Here is a 23,350-nt window from a genome sequence, read left to right on the forward strand (position 1 = left end):
TTACAGGACGGGCGCGCGTGCGGCGCCCAGCTTCGGCGAGACGTCGACCTGCACGCGCATCGCGGCATTCGGCTTGCGCTGCGCTTCGGTCTTGGCCATGTGGTTCACGAACTCATCCTGCCAGTTGGCAGCGGCTGCCGCAACGGGGGAAGTGGGTGCGTCGATGGTGGCAGGTGAGGCTGTCCAGTCGATGAGCGGCGCCTGCGGGCTGGGCGCCGCCGGCATCGGGATGCCGGCCCAGCCCCACCCCGGGTCGAACGCCGCCGCCTGCGCGCGCGGCGCAGGCGCTGGCGAGGGCGCCGCATCGCGGCCATGCGCCGGGGCCACGGACACTGTGACGGTGACTGCCGGGGCCGTCGTGGTGCGCTCGCCGACGCCGAGCGTCTCGGCCATCACGCCGCCTTCGTCATGCCCGTACCCGGCCGCGTGCCCGAGTTCGTGCACCAGCACGCTCAGGAGGTCGATGCCATCGCCTGCCTGGCCACCGCGTGCCAGCAGGCCGCCCGCGGCCTGGGCGAATTCGCGATCGTCCTGCGGCGACGCGTCGACGAACCAGCCATCGCCGGCGGCATCGACGTCGACCAGGATGTGGCCGTCGGCATAGGCCGCCAGTTCCGCCCCGGGCAGGTCGACGATCGTGACGTCGACCTGCTGCAGCCAGGCGGCCAGTTCACCACCCGCGCTTGCGCCCCAACGGCGCACCGCCTCCTCCAGCACCGGTGCGACGTCCTGCGCCTGCAGGGGCGCCGCGACGGACCGCACCGGCACGGTGCGGGCCTCCAGGTTGGCTGCCACCGTGGCGACCTGCGCATCGTTGGTCTTGACGGTGACCGCGTCGAAGCTGCTCCCGCTCCCGCGCGTGAGCAGCCCGAAGCGGCCGTCGACCGTGAGCGCATTGAACGCGTGCGACAGCACCGTCTGCCCGCCGACCGCGACCGACACGGTGGACGCCTTCAGCGTCACGCTGACCGCGTAGTCCACGCCGGCGTCGATCCTGCGCGGCGTGGACGCGTCGATGACGATGCCCTTGTTCGTGCTGTGCCCGATCAGCACCCGGTCGGTGGCCGCGTCGACGAGCACGAACTTGTAGGTCTGGGCGTCGTACTGGTCGAACACGAAGCCGGCCTGGCCGGACGTGCGCAGCGTCGTCTGCAGTTCCAGCAGCGAGCCGGACTGCAGCGCCGGCACGCCCAGCGTGAGCATCTGCATCGCCGTGTCCTGCCCCGCCGCGACGACGCCGTCCAGGCGGCCGCTGGCGACGGACCAGGCGCCCGTCGAGGGCTGGCCAGCCAGCAGGCTGCCGCCCGGCGCGCTGAAGCTGTCCGTGCGGACCGTGGTCGCCTCCGGCGCGATCACCTTCACCGCGACGTTGTCGAAGGTGCCGCGGGAGCTGTCGGAGCCGACGCCGGTGAGGCCCCAGTTGAGGCCGTAGGAGTAGCCGTCGACCACGCGGGCGGAGAAGGTGCGCGACAGGCTGGTCTTGTTGTCGACCGTCACGGTCACGGACAGCCCGTTGACCGCGACCAGCACGTTGTATTGCTGGCCCGCCTTGGTCGAGAACGGGGTCTGCACCAGGGTCTGCCAGCCGCTGGCCGTGTGCTGCCCGATGACCAGCTTGTTGGTCGAGAGGTCGAGGCCGGCGTACTTGAAGTCGTCCTTGCTGATGTAGTCGAAGATGAGGTAGGCGTTGGCCTTCCAGCCCGCGGTCGGCTTGTCGGCCGAGACGGTCGCCTGCAGCTCGAAGTACGTCGGCAACGCGTCCCCGATCTGGAAGACGCTGACCGCATCGCCCAGGGGCGAGTCCGCCGAGACCTTCAGCACGCCGTTGGTCGCGGTGAACTTCCCGCTGTCGGCCGCGAAGCCGCTGAGGGGCGCCGACGGGTCGTCGAACGAGGCGCTGCGCAGCACGTCGCGCTTGCCGCCCCCGATGTTGCCCGGCTGCGGATCGCGCGGGCCGCCGGTCTGGTCCTGCCAGGCGAAGTCCTGCTGCCGGATCAGGGCCAGCTCCCCCGCCGGCTCGCCGTTGCGGGTCGCACTGCTGCCCGTCTGCGCACGAGTGAAGTCGGCGCCATCGGACGCGGACAGCGCGTAGAGGAACTCGGCGAGTTGCGGCTGCAGCGTTCGCGAGACCGTGCCCATGCCGAAGGGCGCGAACGGCACGATGTAGCTGTTGAACTCGCCCGCCCAGTCGATGAGGCGATCACCACCCGTGTTGGCGATCAGCACGTCGCGGCCGGCGCCGCCGAAGGCACGGTCCTCGTAGCTCGGATGGGTGTCGGGGGCGTCGTTGGCGCCGCCGTTGGTGCGCAGGTCGTCGTCGGCGTTGATCAGGTCGTCGCCCCAGCCGCCGTACATGTTGTCCCGGCCGGTGCCGCCGACGAGCCAGTCGTTGCCGTTGTCGCCGAAGATCTTGTCGTCGCCGTCGGAGACCACGATGCCGTACGTGGGGCTGGTGACGGCCGTGCCTTCGGTGGGGTCGAAGTTCAGCAGGAAGTTCGGGATCTGCGCGCGCGGGTTGTATTCGTCGTACAGCGCGAATTCCGTCGTGACCGGGTCGTAGGCCAGGGCATTGCCGTTGTTGGCCGGCGCGGCGAAGAACGGCGCCAGCGCTTCGGCGCCCGAGATCGCGTCGTCGCCGCTGCCGCCGTGCAGCCAGTCGCCGCCCAGGCCGCCGTAGATGATGTCGTTGCTGTTGCGGCGCGAGACACCGCCGAATTCATCGGCGTCTCCCGTGAAGCCCGTGTCGGTGCTGAACGGCGACATGTCGACCGCCTTCTTCAGCTGGCCGATCACGTCCAGGTCGGCCTGCTGCGCGTTGCCAGGCGTGCTGATGAAGCCCTGGGTGGTGGCGGTGAGCACGCCACCGAGCGGATCGGCCGTGCCGTTGCGGCTGGTGAAGATGCGGCCGTCGTCGCCCAGCACGCCGTCCTGGCCCGTGCCGCCGGACACCCAGTCGTTGCCGGTGCCGGCAACGATGTCGTCGTCCTGGCCGTCACCGAACAGGACGTCGTCGCCTTTCATGCCGTAGATGAAGTCGTCGCCCGACTCGCCGTGGATCTCGTCCACGTTGCCCACGTCCAGCGCCGCCGAGGCGGCGTTCACGTCGACGCCGCCAGGCGTGTAGTCGAGCAGGTCGGCGGCCCGCACGACGATGCGCACGCTGCCCCGGTTCTCGAAGGCGGATGACTGGTCGTAGCCGAATTGCAGGTAGCCGTTGGCGCCGGCACCCTGCCCCGGCGTGCCGTTGGTGCCCACCAGGCGGTAGATGTTGCCGTTGTCGCCGAGGATCATGTCGGCGTCGTTGGCATGGCCCGACGCGCTGGTGTCGCCGGCATCGTTGCGGCCGATGTCGGTGCCTGCGCCGCCGAACAGCATGTCGCGGCCGGACGCGTCGGTGCGACGGTCGCGGGTGGCCAGCGAGAACAGGCTGGAACTGCCGCCGATGATGTCGTCCTGGCCCAGGTTGCCGAAGATGACGTCGTTGCCGCCGTTGCCCTCGATGTAGTCGTCACCGTCGGTGGCGAGGTTCTCGATGGACGCCTGCACCGACAACGTGCCGTCCGGCAGCCGGGTGGCGCCAACCGCGATGTCGATGGAGCCGTCGCCCTGGATGGTGTCGTCGCCCAGCTGGCCGAAGATCTGGTCGTTGCCTGCGCCGCCGGCGATGGAGTCATCGCCGAAGTTGCTCAGGCGGGCCGCTTCCGTCGCGCCGTCATGGTCCAGCAACTGGATGTCGAAGTTCTCCCACACCGGTGCGCCGCCGGGGATCACGCGTGCAGTGCCCGTCACCAGCACGCTGCCTGCGCTGCCCGCGGCCGTGCTGTAGATCTGGCCCCCTTGCGTGCCGTCGAGCGTGCGGTACCGGGCGTTCGCGAACTGGTCGCCGACGGAACGGTCCAGCAGGACGTTGTCGCCGAAGATCAGGTCGCGCTCGCTGCCGCCGTCGATGCGATCGCCGAAGGCGCCGCCGATCAGCACGTCCTCGCCCGCATTGCCGCGCAAGGTGTCGGCGCCGCCCACCGTGTCCTGCTGCGTCTGCACGCGCAGGATCGCGCCGGTGGCGTCGAAGTCGACCCGACCCTCGTCGCCCAGGACGATGTCGTTGCCCGCATCGGCCGTCACCGTGTCGCCGAACGCGCCGCCGAGGATCAGGTCGTCGCCATCGCCGCCGCTCATGGTGTCGGCGCCGCCGACGCCACTGCCGGTGGACCGGGCGACTGACAGCACGCCCGCCGCGGTGAAGTCGATGCGACCTTCGTCACCCAGGACGAGGTCGTGGCCGGCATTGCCTGCGATCTGGTCGCCAGCCGCTCCGCCCAGGACGATGTCGTTGCCCGCGTCCGCGGTGATGGTGTCCGAGCCGCCGACACCGGAGTTCGTGCTGGCGATGGTCGACACCACGCCGCCCAGGTAGTCGATCTGGCCCTCGTCGCCCAGCACCTGGTCGTTGTCGGCGTTGCCGGCCAGCTGGTCGCCCGCCGCGCCGCCGACGATGAGATCGTCGCCGTCGCCGCCGGAGATGGTGTCCGCTCCGCCGATGCCCGATTGCGTGCTGCGCACCTGCACGCGCAGGCCGCCGCTGACCAGCACCGAGCCGTGGTCTCCCAACAGCACGTCGTGGCCGGTGTCGCCCGTGATGGAGTCACCCTGGGCGCCGCCGATCACGATGTCGTTGCCGGCGTTGCCGTTGATCGTGTCGGCACCGCCGACGTTCCCTTGCGCCGAGCTCACCTCGACCAGCGAGCCGCCCACGAACCGCACGACGCCGTGGTCGCCGAGGACCACGTCGTTGCCGGCATCGCCGCCGACGTTGTCGCTGCCGCTGCCCGCCAGGATGATGTCGTCGCCGTCGTTGCCGCGCAGCGTGTCATCGCCGCCGCCGTCGTCCGGGTCGTTGGTCGCGACCTGGTCGAGCGTGGCCAGCACGCCGTCCAGCGCGTAGTCGATCACGCCGTGGTCGCCCAGGATGACGTCGTTGCCGGCATCCCCGGTCACCACATCCGCACCCGCGCCGCCGAGCAGGCGATCGGCGCCTTCGTTGCCGTGGATGGTGTCCGTCGCACCGTTGCCGGGCTGCACCGTGGCGATGCGCGTCACCGAGCCGGTGGTCAGCAGCCGCAGCGTGCCGGCCGCCTGGTCGATCGTGCCGTGGTCGCCGAAGACGATGTCGTCGCCCAGGCCACCTGTGATGGCGTCGCTGCCCGCCAGCAGGCCGTCATGGTTGGGGAGGCCACCGGCATTGCTGGTCACCACCGTCATCACGCGCGTGGGGAGGTCGACGTTGAGGCCCGAATCGCCGTAGATGTGGTCGTCGCCCGCCTGGCCGTCGATGGTGTCGTCGCCGGACCCGCCGAACAGGTGGTCGCCGGCCTGGCTGCCGGTGATGCGGTCGTTGCCCGCGCCGCCGTAGATGGTGACGCCGTACGCGGAGGCGGACGCATCGATGGTGTCGCTGCCCGCGTGGTCGAAGGCGATGCCGTTGATCGATGCGACACCCGACGTGCCGCTGTAGCGGGCGCCGTCCTGCGACGTATCGCCGTAGATCACCAGGGGCGACTGGTTCGCGGTCACCGTGATGGTGTCGCCTGCGGTGGCGCTCGTGTTGCCGCCGCCATGGATCACGGTCACGCCGCCGTGGCTGGACGTCGTCGTCAGCGTCGAGCTGACCGTGAAGGTGTCGTCGCCCTGCCCCAGCAGGACTTCGGCGACCTCGACGTTGCGGTAGGTGATGCCACCGGCGAAGGTCCTGGCACCGGCCGGGAAGACGTTCGTGCCGAAGGTCAAGTCACCCGCCAGCCCCAGGCCGGAGATGTTGGTGCTGTGCTCCGTGTCGCCGTCGAACCACTGGCCCGCCCGCATGACGCCGGTGTCGTTGGCCACGCTGGAATCGTTGTGGATGGTCAGCGTGTCGACGGACGTGCTTTCCAGCGCGTTGGCGCCGCCCAGGCTGGGCAGGGCCGTGTCGGTCTCGCGCGGCAGCTTGATCGCCGTGTGGATCGAGCGGTCGGCCGCGGCATCGACGTAGCCTTCGATGAACAGCGGCCCGGCGATGCCCGTCACCACGTGCGGGTCGATCGGGAACGACTTCAGCGGCTGCACAGGTGCCGGCGGCATCGGGTCCGCCGCACTGACAGTGACCGTCTGCGGGATCCACCAGTTGTCCGCGGTGAAGGTCAGCGCGGCCGGGGCCGTGCCGACGATGTCCGACGGCAGCAGGTTGACGGTGACCGTCGACGTAGGCGCCTTGGTCAGGCGGACCGTGTAGCCGTCGGTCGTCGCCTCGTTGGCAGGCGTCGCGGGGTTGTCGGCGACGACGAGCGTGATGCCATCCGACTGCTCGATCAGGATGCCGGCGCTGTCGTTGTCGACCACCTGCATGTCCATGCGGCCGGCCGCGTAACCGGCGGCGGTGTGGACGATGCTGGACAGCAGGGTGTTCTCCGCCAGGCCGTCGTCGACCGCGGTCACGGTCATCGCGACCGCCACGTTCCAGTTGCTGCTGTCGAAGGTGATCGTGTGGTTCGCGGCGTCGTACCGAGCGTCCGCGCTGGACACCGTCACTTGCGAGTCGGTGGCGACGGACACGACCACGGTGCCGGACGTCACTGCCTGGCCCAGCTGCACGGTGTAGGTGTCCGTGATGCGCATGGTGGCGTCGCCCTCGAGCACCCGGTTGCCGCTGCCGGTGCCGGTGACGATGACTTCGGGCTTGTCGTTGTCCTGCACCGTCACGCGCACGTTCTTGATCGCGGCGTGGTTGAAGCGGCCGTCCTCGCTCTGCGCGCTGTGGCTGATGGCGTAGACCCGCTCGCCTTCGAGGCGCCCGTCGTCGACGGCCTTGACCCAGATCTTCCGGACCGAGGTGTCGGTGACCGTCAGCGTGAGATAGCGGCTGAAGTGGACACCGTCGGTCGACACCAGGACGGAGTCGCCGGCCGGGAAGCCGTCCTCTTCCTCCTGCGTGGTGCGCGCGGCGGACACGTTGATGAAGACCGGCTTGCCGGGTTCGGGCACTGCCGCCAGGCGGATCGTGTACGTGTCGACCGTCTCGCCCTGCTCGTTGACGAACGTGCTGCCGTCGGTCTGCTCGATGACCACCTGTCCGCTCTGGGCGTCCGCGACGTTGACGCCGACGCCTTCGGCCAGCAGCCCGTCGTACGCGGTGTCGCCGGAAGCGACGGCGTGGTTGACCGCGCCGCTGCGGCCTTCGAGGTCCAGGCTGACGATCGGCTCGGTGACGTCGCCGGCGACGTCGAACGTGTCGTCGCCCTTGCCGCCGATGATGGTGGTGACCACGCCCGCGCGCGTGCTCTGGATGAAGAAGTGGTCGTTGCCCTCCAGGCCGTCGACGTCCACCGCCTCCATGTTGTTGTAGCGGACGTTCAGCCCGGCGCCGAACACGCCGTCGCTGGTGATGGTGAAGCTGTCGTCGAACTCGGTGCCGATGACGACCACCTTGTCGAAGCCGGCACCGCCGTCCAGGTCGACCGGCGCGTTGATGTTGTAGAGGATCGTGTCCGAGCCCTCGCCGCCGATGGCCTGGTTGGTGCCCTCGGTCGACAGGCCCGGCTGGTCCTTCAGCGCGAACGCGCGGATGACGAACACGTCGTCGCCGTCGTTGCCTTCCAGCCGGGTTTCGGCCTTGTTGCTGTAGACGGCGAACTGGTCGGCACCGGTGCCGCCGTAGACCGTCAGCGCGAAGGTGTTGCCGCGGCTGAGGAAGCCGGCCGTGGTCTCGATGGTGTCGAACGCGTCGCCCGCCGCGACCGTGCCGGGCGCCGGGATGGAGACGCGGGCGGCGCCGTACATCTGGCCGACCTGGACCTCGTCGTCGCCGGATCCCATGTCGAGGGTCGTGAGCGTGGCGTTGTCGTCGACGCCGAAAAAGTCGTCGCCGCCGAGGCTGCGAACGACGAGGCGGGAGTTGATGTTCTCGTCGTAGTTGATCCGCTCGACGTCCTGGCGCACCTGGTTGCGCACGTCGTCGAGGCTGCCGTGCAGCAGCGCGACGAACGCCGGTGTGTTGGCCGACACCAGTGCCGAGAGGCCTTCGGTGAGGGCGTCGACGCGGCGCAGCAGGAACACGTCGGCCTGCTCGCTGCCGTCGATGGTGAGCGTGTCCAGTCCGTCGGCCTTGCCGCCCGAATCCAGCACATTGACGATGTAGTCGTGCGTCCCGGCAGCCTGGCTGCCATGCGTGAACACCGCGTAGGTATCGGTGCCGCCGCGTCCATCCAGGTCCACGCTGTCGCGCACCAGGCCGACGACCCCGTCGTCGAGCCGGTCGCGCAGGCCCTGCAGGGTCGGCAGCCGGTCGACCACGATCACGTCGTCGCCACCCGCCAGCGTGTCCGTGGCACCCAGCACGCGGGTGTGCCCGGCCAGCGACTGCAGGCGCAACGTGATGACGTCGTTTTCGCGCTGGCCGGCGAGTTCGATCTCGTTGGAGGCGAGGTTGCCTTCGACCAGCAGGAGCGTGCCGACGTGGTCGACGTTCCCGGTGTCGCCGAAGCCGGTGTGCACCACGAGGTGGCGCCCGGACGTGACGGTGCTGCCCGCCTGCAGGTGCACGTTGTCGCCCGCCTGCAGCAGCACGTCGCCATTGCCGGCCGTGGTGGCGTTGGCGGCCACGGAGCTGCCCGATTCCATCACCAGGTGGTCGCCGCTGCCGGCACCGTCGCGCACGGACAGGATGACGTTGCCCGTGCCTGCGGTGACCGTGCCCACGTACAGCGTGCCGGCCGTTTCCGTCACGTTGACGCTGGCCGTCGCCGACGCGTTGAGCACGCCCTTGCCCGGATTGGAGGAGTCGATCTCCACCGCGTCGGTCGCTGTGCCGATGCTGCCGTTGGTGGCGACCAGGTTGATCGTGTGGCCGGTGACGTTGTTGTCCAGGTCCGCGTTGGCATCGAGCAGCGAGCCGTTGGACGCCTTGAGCGTGACGTCGTCGTTGCGGCTGCGGATCTTGTCGATGCGCAGTGCACCCGCCGTCTCGATCAGGTACACGGTGGACAGGGCCATCGCATTCACCGTGCCCAGCGACGCGAACGAAGTGTCGATGTCGAACGGGTTGGCCGTGGTGCCGATGGTCCCGCCGACCGCCTCCAGGTCGACGCTGCGCGCCACGATGTCCGCCGCCACGTCGGCGTAGCGGTCGACGATGCTGTCGCTGGTGGTGATCTTCACCGTCCCCTGCTTGGCGTCGATGAGGCCTACGTTGGTGTCGCCCTGCACGGTCAACGTCACGTTGCCGGCGGTCGAGGCCAAGGTGGTGATGTTGAGCGTCGCGGGGCTGTTGAGGAACACGTCGCCGCCCGCCAGGCCGGACAGGTCGCCGGCCACGCGCACGTCGAAGAAGTTGCCCGCCTCGCCGATGGTGGTGCCGGCCTGCAGGTACAGGTCGCCCGTGTCGACGTTGACGATCGGGCCGGAGTCGTCCAGGAACGCGTCCTTGATCGCGCCCTGCGCGACGAGCCGGGCGCCCTGGCCGGCGTCGACCAGCTCGACCACCATGTCGCCCGAGGTGACCTGGATGTTGGCGTGCGCCGGCGTGCGGACTTCGGCGACGTACAGGCCGCCGATGGACTGCGTCGTGTCGTACACGGCCATGCTGCCGTGCGCCTGCTGCAGCTGGATGTCGCCGCCCGCGTTCACGTACAGCTTGCCGGAGCCGCCGACCGCGATGCGCATGTCGTCGGCCGCCGTGACGCCGCGCACCAACCCGTTGGCCGAGATGGTCAGGTCGCCGAACGTGCCGATCGCGGCAAAGGAGTCGCTGTGGGCGTCGGTCAGGTTGCCGGCCACCTTCAGCACCACGTCGCCCTTGGCGCGCACGGTGCCCAGGGCCAGGTTGACGGGGCTCTCGAGCGCGATCGTGGTGCGGGCCTGGGCATCGAGCTCGCCGGACACCTTGACGTCGATGTCGTCCTGCAACTGCAGCGCGACGCGCTCGACCACGTATTTGTTCAGGACGATCTGCCCGTTCTGCAGCGGCGCCGTGCCGATGTCGTCCGTCGCGCGCTGCGCGGTGACCTTGATCCAGCGCGACCCGTTGGCGAAGTTCTCGGATCCCAGGCTCAGCACGCCGCTGGTCCCGTTGTAGCGGTAGAGGCCGTAGCTGCCTGCCGTGAATTCGACCAGCACGTAGCTGTCCTTGGCGATCAGCTGCGTCGGGGCGGCGCCCTTGTCGACGCCCGTGGCGACGTAGCCGACCCTTTCCCACTTGGACGCATCGGCGAAGTTCTGCGACTTCAGGTCGGTGCCGTCCGCGCCGCTGGCGCCGATGTATCTGTAGGTGGCGTACTGCTTGCCGTACACGTCGCTCGCGTTGGCGACCGACAGCAACTGCTTCTGCTCGACGCCCAGCGCGTTGAAGCCGCCGGCCAGCGAGACGACCTGCGGAGCGCCCGAACGACCGATGCCTCCGCCGTCGGCGACCAGCGTCACGTTGGCGCCTACGACGTTGGGCGTCTCGACGGCGCCCTGGACCGGGTTGAGTCCCTTGAACTCGGCGTGCGGGAACAGCGACGCATACAGGCCCGGGGACACCGGGTACTGGAAGAAGCTCGCGTCGATGTTGTTGGTCGGGTCCGCGTCGTTGGCCAGGTCCGTGATCAGCTGCTGCTGCGCCGCCGTCAGCGGCTTGTCGCTGCCCAGCAGCTTCAGTTCGAGGGTGCCGTCCAGGATGGCGCCGCTGCTGGCCACCAGCGTGACGTTGCCGCCACCTTCGACGGAGGCGGTGGTCGTGAACGCCGCTGCGCGGATCAGCTTGAGGTCGCCGGACGTCTCGACGATGTTGATCGCGTCGCCTGCCTTGGCCGCCAGGCCGCCGGTGCCCTTGGTGTTCGAATCCACGCGCAGGGCGTTCGCCCCGCCGATGTCGGCACCTGCCGCGCCAGCCAGCAATTCGACCCGGTTGCCCTTGACGAGCGTCTGCGCCGGGTCGGCCGCGGTGTGCAGGCCATCGCTGGCGACCAGGACCACGTCACCCGAGTAGCTGATGATCTGGCCGAGCCGCAGGGCGCTGGTGTTCTCGGACTGGCCCACCGCCTTGGGCGACGTGGCGAGGTCGGCGACGCCGGTGACCTTGATGTCGCGGCCCGCGTGCACCTCCAGCGTGTCGACACCGCCTTCGACGACCAGCTTGACGTCCAGGCCGGCCGTGACGGTCGGCGCGTCATTGAAGATGGCGGCGGTGTCGCTGCCCAGCACGGACTGCTCGGTCGACTTCAGGATGATCGAGCCGCCGTTGACGACCGTCACGTTGCCCTGGACCAGCAGGTCCTTGCGCGAGCTGAGGTTGATGGTCGAACTGGCGTTGCCCGCGAAGCTGATCTTGATGTCGTAGTCGGCGCGCAGCGCGTGCGTGTAGTAGTCCTTCTGCCCCAGCACCTCGGTGATCTCGGTGTGGTAGGTCTTGGTGCGCAGCCAGCCGCCACCGGTCTCCCACTGCTTGGGCGTGACCTCGCGGTTCTGGAAGTCGCTCTTGTGCGTGTAGGCCTGGTACAGCGGGCCCTTGTTCCCGAGGTCGGTCCAGCGGTCCGCGTCCTTGTAGTTCTCGGACGGCAGGAACACGTCGGCCGTGAACTTCGCCTGGTAGGCGTGGAACTGGTCGCCGGTCGACCCGTCGCCGAACACGAAGAAGATGATGTCGCCCGGCACCACGTCGACCATGGTGTCCGCGACACGCTTGTACTCGATGGAGTACGCGCCGCCACCGGCGGCCGAGCTCGGGACCGCCGAGCCGGTGCCCGGGCCGGAGAGCGATTCCGATTCCAGCAGCGGCGCCGCGTCCTTGAACTGGATGGTGCGCCACACGTAGGAGTTGTCGCCCGACAGCCAGTCCTCGAACCCGGTACTGCCGCCGAACAGGTTGAAGGTGTTGCGCTCGTACTTGGTGACGGTCGTCTGCGTGAACTCCTGGCCCTCGGTCCAGACGTAGTACAGGCCCGCGCGCGGCGAGAACTTGACGTCGTTGCCGGGGTTGTCGGTGGACGTGAGCGTGTAGACGATCTTGCTCAGGCCGTCGGCGCCGGCCTCCACGGCCGCGACCAAGTCGGCGTCGTAGATCTTGCGCGTGATGCCGTCCGCGCTGATCGTGTACTCGGTCTTCGCGCCGTCGCTGGCGCTGCCGGTGGCGACGCCGTCGACGATGCGGCCGGTGTCGATCAGCGTGATCTTGCCTTCGCGGTTGCGCGTGGTGTCGATCCGGTTGACGATCAGCTTGTACTTGCTGTCGTTGGTGATGTCGACGTTGGCGTAGCCGTAGGCGGCCTTGATCTCGCCGCCGCCGGTGCTCAGGATCTGGCCGGCGAGGATGACGCGGCCGCCCTCGGGCACCAGGTCGTCGACCACGATCGCCTGCTGCGCGGCGTCGAAGTACGCCTTCACCGGGATGCCTTCGCTGCCGAAGTTGACGCCGGCCAGCGGGTTGCCGTTGGCGTCGACCAGCTCCTCGGTCTGGCCCGGCTTGAAGTTGCTGCCGATGTGCAGTTCGACGTTCTGCGCGCCGCTCTGGATCAGGCCGTTGATGTTCAGGTAGCGCGCCGTGATGGCGACGGTGCCTTGCGCGACCACGCGCGCCCCGGGAGCCGCGATGGCCCCGTCGAGGTCGAGGTCGGTCCCACCCGCCGACACCGACTGCGGCGTCAGGAAGGACAGGGACGACGGTGAGCCGGCCTGGTTGTAGACCGCGGCTCGCAACGCGTCATACGCGATCAGCTGGCGCGGGTCCTTGCCCGTGTGCACCCAGTCATCGCTGTTCAGCGTGAAGTCCTTGTTGGCGAAGATCTCCACCGGGTTGCCGCGCACCTCGCCGGAGACGGTGATGCTGTCTTCCAGGTTCTTGATGGTGACCTTGCCGGTCTCGTTGATCACGTCGCCGACGATGTACAGGTCCTGGTCGAGATTGCTCGCGGGCAGGCCGCCCAGGTCGTACCCCGTGGGGCTGGACGTCAGCTTGTTCTGGACGATCGAGATCGTCTTGGCCGCATCGTTGGCGTTGTTCGTCAGCGCCTGGTAGTTGTAGTAGACGTTGCCCGGGCTGAGCACCGTGTACTGCCCGTTGATGGAGGTGACGACGCGGCTGTCCTTGATCACCACGTCATTGACCGTCATCGTGAACGGCGTGTTGTTCACGATGTCGATCTTGGCGCCGGCGCGCGCCGTGACCCGGCCCGCGGCGGTGGCCGACTGGATGGCGGCCTTGGACGCTGCGTCGCCCTCGACGAACACCGAGCCCGGCGCGGCGTAGATGTTGGGCAGCTCGATCATGATGATGTCGAGTTCCCGCTTGACGGTGGGCTGCACGCCGGGGGTGACGGGGTCGCCATCTTCCAGCAGGCCCAGCTGCTCGAGCGCCTCGTCGATCAGCTCCAGCTGTACCTGGTAGCGGGCCACCGCCTCGGCGTTGTTGCCGTGGCTGGTGATCCAGTCCAGCACCAGTTCGCGCTGCTCCAGCAGCACGTTGCCCAGGTTCTTGTAGACCAGCTTCGGCGCGTCCAGCTCCACCGGCTTGATCACGTAGAACTTGTCCTGGAGCGCGTTGCGCACCAGGCTGGTCACGTCGCTGTTGTACTTGACGATGTTCGCGGGGTTGAGCAGCGTCGTGCCGTCCGCCGAGCGGGCGTCGGTCAGCCCGCTCAGGTGGCGCCAGCGCGTGCTGTCGGTGTAGTCCTCCTGCTCCAGGATCACCTGCGTCGACAGCGTCGACTGCGGGATGAACTGGTAGTAGTCGCCCCCGATGCCCTTGCCGGCCGGGAAGTAGCCGTTCACCAGCTGGATCACGGTGCCGGTGTTCAGGTTGAACGGGATCGCGTCGAGGTTCAGGCGCGCGTACTCGTAGGCGATGTCGGCATCGATGCCGAGGTCTTCCTTTTCGTCCTGCGTGAGTTGCGTGTCGAGCCGGTCCGGATCGAGTTGCTGGACGTTGTTGAGCGTCAGCGGCTTGATGTAGACCAGGCTCTGGTTGTTGATGCCGGCTTCCACGCGGGCGGAGGCACCCAGCGTCACCGTGTTGTGGCTGCTGGTGCTGGCGTCGTCGTCGACCGACACGCCGTAGGGAACGAGCGACAGCGACAGCACGTCGCCGCTCTCGTGGCCGCGAGCCGCGCCGCCGAGACCCTCCAGGGCGACCAGGTACGCGTTCTGCAGCGCCTGCACCTTGGTGGAGCCGTTCAGCTGGATCGTGTTGTTCTCGTCGATCGTCACGTCCGCGATCGGAACGCCGATGGCCGGGAGGAGCGAATAGGCCTGCACGTTGGCGTTGGCATACCCGTCGGTGACGTTGACCTGGCCGACGGAGTCGCGACCGGCGTACAGCTTGACGTCCTGGCCCTTGACCGTGGCGTTGTTCAGGACGATGTCGTTGTGCGTCTCGAGGTCCGTGATGGCAACCGAGCCGCCGGCGCCGGTGATCGCGACCGCGATGGTCGTGTCCACGTCGGTGCGCGCGTAGGAATTGGAACGCGCCGTGATCTCGACGTTGCCGGCCACGCTGCGAAGCGATGCGCCGTCGACGTTCACTTTCGACCGCGCGTTCGATTCGATCTGCGACTTGCCCAGGGAGATGCCCGCCAGCCCGTAGGCCTGCGTCTCGACGCCGTCCAGGGCGTTGATGTCGGTGAGCGTTTCCAGCTTGAGCTGGCCCGGGTTGGCGTTCGTGCCGTTCGAGGTGAGCTTCGCGCCGCTGGCCACGTCGATGCGCGCCGTGAACTCGTCGCCCTCGGTGCCGATCACGGTGTCGCTGAGCAGGGCGGTCACGCTGCCCACGGACACGGAGGCCGATGACAGGTTGGCTTCGCCCAGGTCCTGGAAGTACGTTTTCTCGAAAGCGTTCTTGGCCGAGACGGTGATGTTCACGGCGGTGACCTGCGCGTTCGCGCCGATGCTCACCAGCGCGTCGCCGGTCGCCTTGTTCGAGGCCAGGGCACCGCCGCCGGTGGCCAGGCCGAACGCCAGCGCCTCCGACTGCGTGTCCAGCGCCTCGGCATTGATCGACCGCAACGTGACCGACTGCGCGTTGATCGTGGACCCCGCGCCGACGTTGACCTTGGTGCTCTGGTCGCTTGACGTGTCCGCGCGCGCGCCGGTGATCGTGATCGCCCCGCCGCCGGCGGCCTGTCCCTTGGCAATGCCGGTGTCGGAACTGGTGGCGGTGAGGGTGACGAAGCGCGCCGTGGTGATGTCGGCGCCGTCGTCGAGCGATGCGATCACCTCGATCGTCCCCGTGCCCCGGCCGATGTCCACGCTGGTGTTCATGCCGCCGACGGCGATGCCGCCGACCGTCACCCCATGGCCCGTCGCGAAGCCCGTGTTGTTGGCGGTCGCCGTGACCGCGACGTCGCCGCTGGTGGCGACGGTGGCGCTGCCGCCCAGGTGCGCCTTCACGGCGCCGTCCAGCGTGGAGGTGGCCGAGTTGATGCCAACCCCGATGAGGCCGCCGGCCAACGCATACGTCTCGCTGTCCGCGACCGTGTCGCCCTGTGCCTGCACGGTCAGCGAGCCGGCGTTCACGGTGCCGTTCACCGACACGTCGACGGTGCCGCCCGAGTGCGCGTCGGTGATGCTCAGGCCGACGCCGACGGTGCCCACGCCCACGCCGAGGGTGTCGCCCGTGGCCTCGTTGTTCGCGTTGCCTTCCGCCCGGACCTCGCCTGCAGCCGTGATGGTGCCGTCGACGGCGACGGTCACGTCGGCCTGCGACTTCACGATGGCGATCGCGCCGGCGCCGCCGACGAGCGCCCCGCCGGAGCCGGCCACGGCCGTGGCCACGGCGCCATCCCCGGCGCCCAGCGGGTCGTTGTGGCGGGCCCGTACGCGGACCTTGCCGTTCGTGGAGTTGACGGTCGCACCGGCGCCCACCTTGCCGACCAGGTCCGGCGCGAGGGTCGCGAAGGCGAAGGAGCCGGCCAGCGCGCCCGCGCCGCCCGAGTACCCCTGCGTCGTCGCCTCGGCGGTCATGTGCGTGTCGGCGTCGACGGTGATGTCGCCCGTCGCGCGGATGTCCGCGCCCGCGCCAATCTCCGCGTGCACCGTGGGCGTGACGTCGACGAACGAAAAGTTGATGCTGCCCGCGATCGCGCCCACGCTCAGCCCGAAGGCCGTGACGTCGGTGTCGATGGTCGAGTCGGCCGTGACAGCCACGCTGCCGACCGTGCCGGTGCCCTGGCCCACCTGCGCATCGGCGCCGATGTAGGCCCAGGTTTCCTTCACGCCGCCCGCCTTGTTGTCCACCGACAGCTTGGCGAAGGACGCGCCGACCGCTGCCGCACCGGCGGTGACGGTGGGCGTGAGCACCTCGTAGCTCTGGCGGGTCACGGCGTCGATGTCGATGCCACCCGCGGCGCGGCGCACGACGGCGCCATCCGAGATGCCGGCACTCACGGTGCTCGCATCGCTGACGACGGCCACGGCCGCGCCCAGGCCGACGAAGCCGGCGCCACCCGCCAGCGCGAGCACGTCGATGTCTTCGTCCAGCGTCGCCGTCACCTGCAGCACACCGCCGCTGCTGAGCGTGCCGCCCGCGGTGGCGCTGACGTTGTCCGCGATGGTGACGACGCTGATGCCCGCGCCGGCTCCGACGACGCCGCCGGCGACACCGCCGGCGACGAGGTCCACCTCGAGGTCGTCGATGGCCTGCACGCGCAGCGCAGCGCCGGCGGCCACCTTGGCGTTGCCGATCCGGGCAGCCGTGCCCTTGATGTCGGCCGGCCCGGCGGTCAACGCGCCGGCAACGCTGCTGGCGGTCACCTTGCTGGAGCCGACCGAGCCCGCGCCGCGGTTGACGATGCCCGCCACGCGGCCGTCGCTGGTCTTGTCGGCCGTCGGGCTGGGCGTCGCGCCGAAGGCTCCATCGAGCTGCCCACTCACCTGGTTGGACGCCGCTTCGCCCTGGTCGGCGGCGTCCTGGTCCGCGGTCTTCGGGGCGTCGCCAATCTGCAGCGCGTTGGCACTGCCCGGGGCGCTTTCCTCGCTGTCCGGATCCGGGTTGTCCGGATGGTCGTTGGTGTAGTTCTGGCTCAGCGGCGAGCCCACGGACCACACCGACACCGATGCGGCGACACCGACGAAGCCGCCAGCGCCTGCCAGGACGAAGCCGTCGACGTCCTTGATACCGGCGGCGTTCACCTCGACGTCGCCAGTCGCGGCGATGTTGGCGCCGTCCAGGATTTGCGCGCTGGTGTCGTTGTTCAACACGCCGACGCTGACCGCCGCGCCCACGCCGACGAAGCCGCCGGCCACGGCGCCCGCGAAGGTGGTGGCGCGCGCCGAATTGGCGGCGTTGACGTACACGCCCTGCGACGCACCGCCGCGCGGATTGACCAGCTGGTGGTTGTTGCCGGAGCCGGCGCTGGAGAGATTGATGCGGCCGGTGGCCCCACCGGCGATCGCATGCGCGGCCGTGTCGTAGAAGGCGAACTTGCCAGCCCCCAGGTCACGGACGAAATAGACGCCGTCCTCCTGCAGGCCGCCGATGGCGGTGTTGCCTGCCGCCCCCTTGCGGTACATGACCGCGTCGCCGGTCGACAGGCCGATGGAGGTGCCCAACGTGATCGTGTCGTTGAAGGTGTCGACCGTCCCGCCCGCGTTGAACGCCTTGGCGTCCTGGTTGACCTGCGCCGACCCGATCCAGGCCTGGGTGTCGGAGTCGACGACGGTGACCGTGACCGCGCCGGACACGCCGACGAAGCCGGCGCCCGCTGCCACGCCGATGTGCACGATGTCTTCGCTGGACTGTGCCTGGACGACCAGGCCGCGGCGGGATGCCGTGCTGAAGCCGTTGGCAGCGTCGCCGCCGGACAGGCTGCCCGTGAGCACGTCGTCGGTGGCACTGCCGGCCGTGCCCTTGGCGCTGACGGACGCGCCGTCGGCGACGTAGGCCTTCGTGTCCTTGTTGACGACGCCGACGCCGACGGACGCACCGACACCGACGAATCCGGCGCCCAGAGCGCCGCTGACCATCATCATCCGGGTGTCGTCGGACGAGCGCACGACGACGTCGCCGCCGGCGACCACCGTGCCGCCCAGAGACGCCGTGGTGGTATTGCTGACAGACAGCACGCCGACGCCGCCGCCGACGCCGACCGAGCCCGCCGCGATGCCCATGCCGATCATGAGCAGGTCCTCCGACGCGTGGGCGTCGACGCGGACGTCGTCACGGGCGTTGACCACCGCGCCGCTTGCGATCGCCGCGCTGGTGTCCATGCCGAGCACGGTGACGTCGACGCCCGGCGCCACGCCGACGGCGCCGAAGCCCGCGCCGGCAGCCAGGGCCACGTGGTGGAAGTCGCTGCCCGCCGAGACCGCGACGGTCTGGCCGCTCGCAGCCCCGCTGGTGTCCGCATTGACCTGCGCACCGGTGCCGATGAACGCGCGGGTGTCGACGTCCATGACGTTCACGGCCGCAGCGACCGCTACGCCCACCGTGCCGCCGCCGATGCCGGCGGAGTAGGTCTCGATGTCGTCGCGGTTGGTGGCCGAGACCACTACGCCCTGCACGTTGACGGACTGCGGGGTGAGGACGCGCTCGCCCGGGATGGCCTTGCTGCCGCCGGCGTCGTCACCGTTGGTGTCGACGGCCTCGACGTTCGGCGACTTGACTTCGCCGCTGCTCTTGAGCGAGCCAATGTCGGCGTTGCGCGCGTCCTGCGCTTCCAGCACGTCGGAGCGGGTGAGGACGTGGCCGTCGCCGAATGCAGACGGGCCAGCCGTGAGGTCGACGCGCGTCACGAGCCGGTGGTCCGTGCCCGCGCCTGCGCTGCCGGTGAGGTTCACGCGGCCGGTCGCACCGCCGGCACGCGCGTGGTCCTTGGTGTCGTAGAACGTCACCAGGTTGCCTTGCACCCGGACGAAGTACGCAGCGCCTTCGGTGAGGCCCCCGATGTCGCTGCCCGCGGGACCGTGCCGGTAGACGACGCGGTCGCCGGTGTCCAGGCCGTGGCCCGCGCCGAGCGCGAGCGTGTCCTCGGCCGCATCCACCTTGCCGGCGGGATTGACGTGCACGTCGCCGGCGAGCGCGTTCGCCTTGGTCTGGTAGAAGCTCGCCTGGCCACCGTCCACGCGCACGTAGTAGCGTCCGCCGTCCTGCAGCCCGCCCACGGCGACGTTGTCCTCGTCGGCGCCCTTGCGATAGGTGACGGCATCGCCCGTGGCCAGCGGAGTGCTGCCCACGTTGACCTGGTCGTTCACCAGGTCCACGCCGCTGCCGTTGAAGGTGTCCTGCACCGCGGCTTCGGTGACGAACGACTCGCCGAACCGGCCCGTGCTGCCCTGCAGCCCCGCACTGTTGCCGTCGCCCGTGACGGACGCGCCGGCGCCGACGAAGGCCTCGGTGGTCTTGGTCACCACGCTCACGGTGGCCGCGGCGCCGACGCCGGCAGAACCGCCGACGGCGACGGTGGCCACCACCTTGTCCATCTCGGTGCGGTCATCGGCGGCGATCCGCACGGTGCCGCCTGCATGGACATTCCCCGCGCCGAGCGAGGCCGGCCCCGCGGTCGGGTCGTCGCCGATGAACGCGCGGGTGCTCAGCCCCAGGACGTGGACGCTGGCGTTGACGCCGACGCCCGCCGAGCCGCCCACGGCGATGCCGGCTGCCACCGACGTGATGTCCTCGTCGGAGCTGGCGCCGACGTCAACGTCGCCTTCGACCTGCGACGACACGCCCGAGTCGATGAACGCCTGGGTCGATTTGTCGAGGGTCAGCACGTCCGCGCCGACCGCCACGCCGACGGAGCCGGCCGCACCGATGGACCCGGCCACCGACACGATGCTGGTGGCGTCCGATGCCTTGACGACCAGGTCGGGCTGGCCCGCGGTGACGCCGTTGCCGGCGTTCACCGTGGCGCCGCGGCCGACGGACGCCTCGGTGGTCTCCGATAGCACGTTGATGGTGGGCGCGACGCCCACGCCCACCGAGCTCGCCGCGGCGCCCGCGGCGGTGATGGCGACCAGGTCCTCGCTGGAGGTGGCCAGCACCTCGATTCCACCGGTGCCGGCGGCGTTGACCACGTTGCCGCTGCCGATGTGCGCCTTGACGGTGTCCGTGTGGACCATGGTGGTGTTGGCGACGCCCACGCCGGCACTGCTGCCGCCGCCGATGGCACCACCGACCATGAGCGACTCGAACGTCCCCGTGGCAGCGACGTGGACGTCGCCGCCCGCGGTCACGCTGGTCGAACCGGAATCGAGCAGCTCGGCGCGCGTCTCGGTCGTGACGACCTGCACGGCGATGGAGCCCGCCACCCCCACTCCGCTGGTCGAGAGCCCGAAGGTCCCGGCGATCGAGGTGATGTCGTCATGCGACGTGGCCGTGACGGACACGTCGTCGCCCGCCTGCAGGTCGGCGCCGGCGCCGACGGTGGCGACGGTGTGCCGCGTGAGCACCCCCACATCGATGCCGATGCCGACGCCGGCGTTGCCGGTGGAAGCTGCCAGTCCCCCTGCAGCACTGAAGATCTCGATGCTGTCGTCCGCGGTGGCCGCGATGTGGTCGCCAGCGCTCACCTGCGCATTCGCGCCGATCGATGCGCCGGTGTTCACCAGGAACACGTTGACGCTGGAGGACCCGCCGACTGCGTTGCCGCTGCTGGAACCGGCCGCGCCCGCAGCAAAGCTGGTCACTCCCACGGTGCCCACCACGGGCAGCGTCTCGCTCTTGGGCGTGACTTGCGCGTGCGCGCTCACGTCCACCGAGCCGGTGGCGGACACGTCGGCGTTGGCACCGACGGTGGCGTCGGTGTCCAGGCCGGAGACGATGTTCAGCGCGACGGCCAGGCCAACCCCGGTCCCGCCGCTCTTGGTGCTGAGCGCCGCGCCACCGGCGAGGTTCTGAATCTCGTTGTCGCTTCGCGCGGCAACGTCGACGTCACCTGCAGTGGCGTGCAAGCCCGCGCCGTTGCCAGCCGCCGCATCCGTGTCCTGGTCGACGATGTTGATCGACACCGCACCGCCCACCGCCGTGCTGCCCGTCGCGGCGCCGGCCAGTGCCCGGCTCTGGAACAGGTTGGCCTCGCCTTCGGCCGTGCCGGCCGTGAGCGTGATGTTGCCCGCCATGAGGTTTGCTGCCGCGCCAACGCTGGCATGGGTGTCGAGCAGGCCGATGTTGAGGGCGACGCCCGCACCGACGCCGGTGTCGGCCGAGGTGTCGACCGCGGTGGACACGCCCTGCGCGACCATCGCGACCGTGCTGGTTGCACTGACGGTCAGGTCGCCACTGGCCGTGATCACGGCGTTGGATGCAACCTTCGCGACCGTGTCCGCGTCGAGGAAGTTGACGCCGACGGAGGCGGCGACCTTGGGGCCGTTGCTCGCGCTCTGGCCGCTCTGGCTGGTGCTGTTGCTGTTCGCCGTGCTGGAGCTGCTGCTCTGCGCGTCGGTGGCCGGCTTGTTCGTCGTGCCGGCGCGGTTGGTGGCGAAGGCCGACTGCTCGTTGGTCTCCTTTTCCGAATCCGTGTCCTCGCCGTCCTTGTCCTTGGTCGAACCGCCGCTGGCGCTGGCCTTCGCGATCGCGTGCGTGTCGTGAGTTGCCGTCGCGGTGACGTCCACGTCGTGCGCGTCGCTGAAACTGCGCTCCACCTCTGCTTGGGTGTCGTTCGTCGTGATGCTCAGGGCCACCGACACCCCGATGCCCGCGCCCTTGCCTGCGGTCTCGCCATTGGCGTCCGTCAGCACCGCGCTGGTGAGCGAGGCCGTCGCACCGAGATCCCCGTCCAAGCCGATCGAGCCACCGGCACCACTGCCCACATGGGCGTTGGTCGTGTTCTCCACCACGGCGATGGCGATGGAGCCGCCGACGTTGGTGCCCGGGCCACTGGCGCCGTTTTCGGCGCGCGTCACGGCCGCGGTCGTCGTGTCTGCGGAGACGAGGAAGTGGCCCGCCGAGCCGGACACGGTTTCGCCGTCCTCGATCTCGGCGATGGTGTCGGACAGCAGGACGTTCAGGGCGAACGACGCCCCGACGCCCACGCTCTTGCCTTCCGCTCCGCCGGTGACGCCGGACGGGGCCGCGTCGACCAGGCTTTCGGTGCGCGCGGTCGCATGCAGGTCGACGTCTCCGCCGCCCAGGGTGAGCACGACCGGCGCGGATGTGGGATGGGCCTGCGCGTCTTCGTCGAGGCCGACGACGGCGCGCGAGTCCACGTTGCCGATGCTGATGGCCACCGAGCCGGCGACACCGATGTCGCCGCCGGAAGCGCCGGACAGCGCCGATGCGCGGAGCGTGTTGGTCGCGTCGACCAGGGACTGGCTGGCGCTGCCGTCGCCGGTGAGCTTGATCGCCTTGCCCGCCAGGGCGTCCTCGCGCGATGCCGCGAGCTCGGCGCGGTCGCCCTCGACCACGATGACGTAATACGTGGTGCCATCGGCCAGGCCGCCCATCGCCGCGCCGCCGCCGGCGTCATAGCGCACGGCGTCCCCCGTGTGCAGGTTGTGCCCGGCTTCCAGTTCGAGCTCGCGCCGCGTGCCGGTGTCGAAGACGGCTTCGTCCTGCTCGAACCCGAGGATGCCGCCGAACTTGAACTTGTGCCCGGTGCCACTGCCCGCGCTGGTCAGGTCCACGCGCCCGGGAGCACCCCCGTCCTTGGCGTGTTGCTCCGTGTCGTACAGCGAGATCGTGCCGCCGTCGCCCACCCGCGCGTAATAGTCGGTGTCGTCCGTCAGCCCGCCGATCGCCGTGCCCGCGCCTTTGTCGTACGTGACCTTGTCGCCGGTCTTGATGCCGTGGCCCTTGCCCAGCAGGATCGTGTCCGCGGTCGTGTCGACCACGTCCTTTTGCTGGACGGTGGGCTTGATCTCGCGTTCCGCCATGCCGGCTTCGACGACCAGCCCCCCTGCACTGACGTTCGATCCGGCACCGATGTAGGCCTCGTTGTGCACCGTCGCCACGTTGACTGCCACGGCGACGCCCACCCCTGTGCCTCCCGCCTGCGTCACGGCGCTTCCGTCGGCGGTGGTGACTGCTTCCGTCAGGTTGTCCGCTTTCAGGATCAGCGAGCCCGCACCGCTGGTGCCGGCCGTGACGGTCCTGGCTTCCGGGATCCACGCACGCGAGGTGGAACTCGCCACCGTGACCGCGACCGCGCCAGCCACGCTGACCGACCCGCTGGACGTCGACGACGAAGCGCCCTGGGTGCGGCGCTGGCCGGAGTTGGGCGTGCCGCCGGCCGCGGTGGACCGCTGGTTGGCGTAGTCCTCCTGCTGGCCCACCTGCTCGTCCGGAGCTTCGGACGCGCTGCCGTCTTCCTCCTCCGACTGCCCACCGGCGACGCTCGCCCGGGCGGTCGTGCGGTTGTTGCCCACGGCGTGCGCATCGAATTCGATCGCGCCGCCCGCCGACAGGTTGCGCTCCGTC

1 protein-coding gene (cut by a window edge) is annotated in these 23,350 nt (G+C 69.8%); it reads right to left on the reverse strand.

What is annotated here, in order from left to right; genetic code table 11:
- A protein-coding gene (locus tag I8E28_RS20505) for an LEPR-XLL domain-containing protein (protein ID WP_200790143.1) crosses the window boundary here: on the reverse strand, positions 1-23,350 show its 3' portion. Its footprint extends 4,868 nt past the window's final position; only the last 23,350 of its 28,218 coding nucleotides appear in the window; its start codon lies beyond the right edge, outside the window; the stop codon is at positions 1-3.

Origin of the sequence: Ramlibacter algicola (assembly GCF_016641735.1) — a bacterium.
Taxonomy (GTDB): domain Bacteria; phylum Pseudomonadota; class Gammaproteobacteria; order Burkholderiales; family Burkholderiaceae_C; genus Ramlibacter; species Ramlibacter algicola.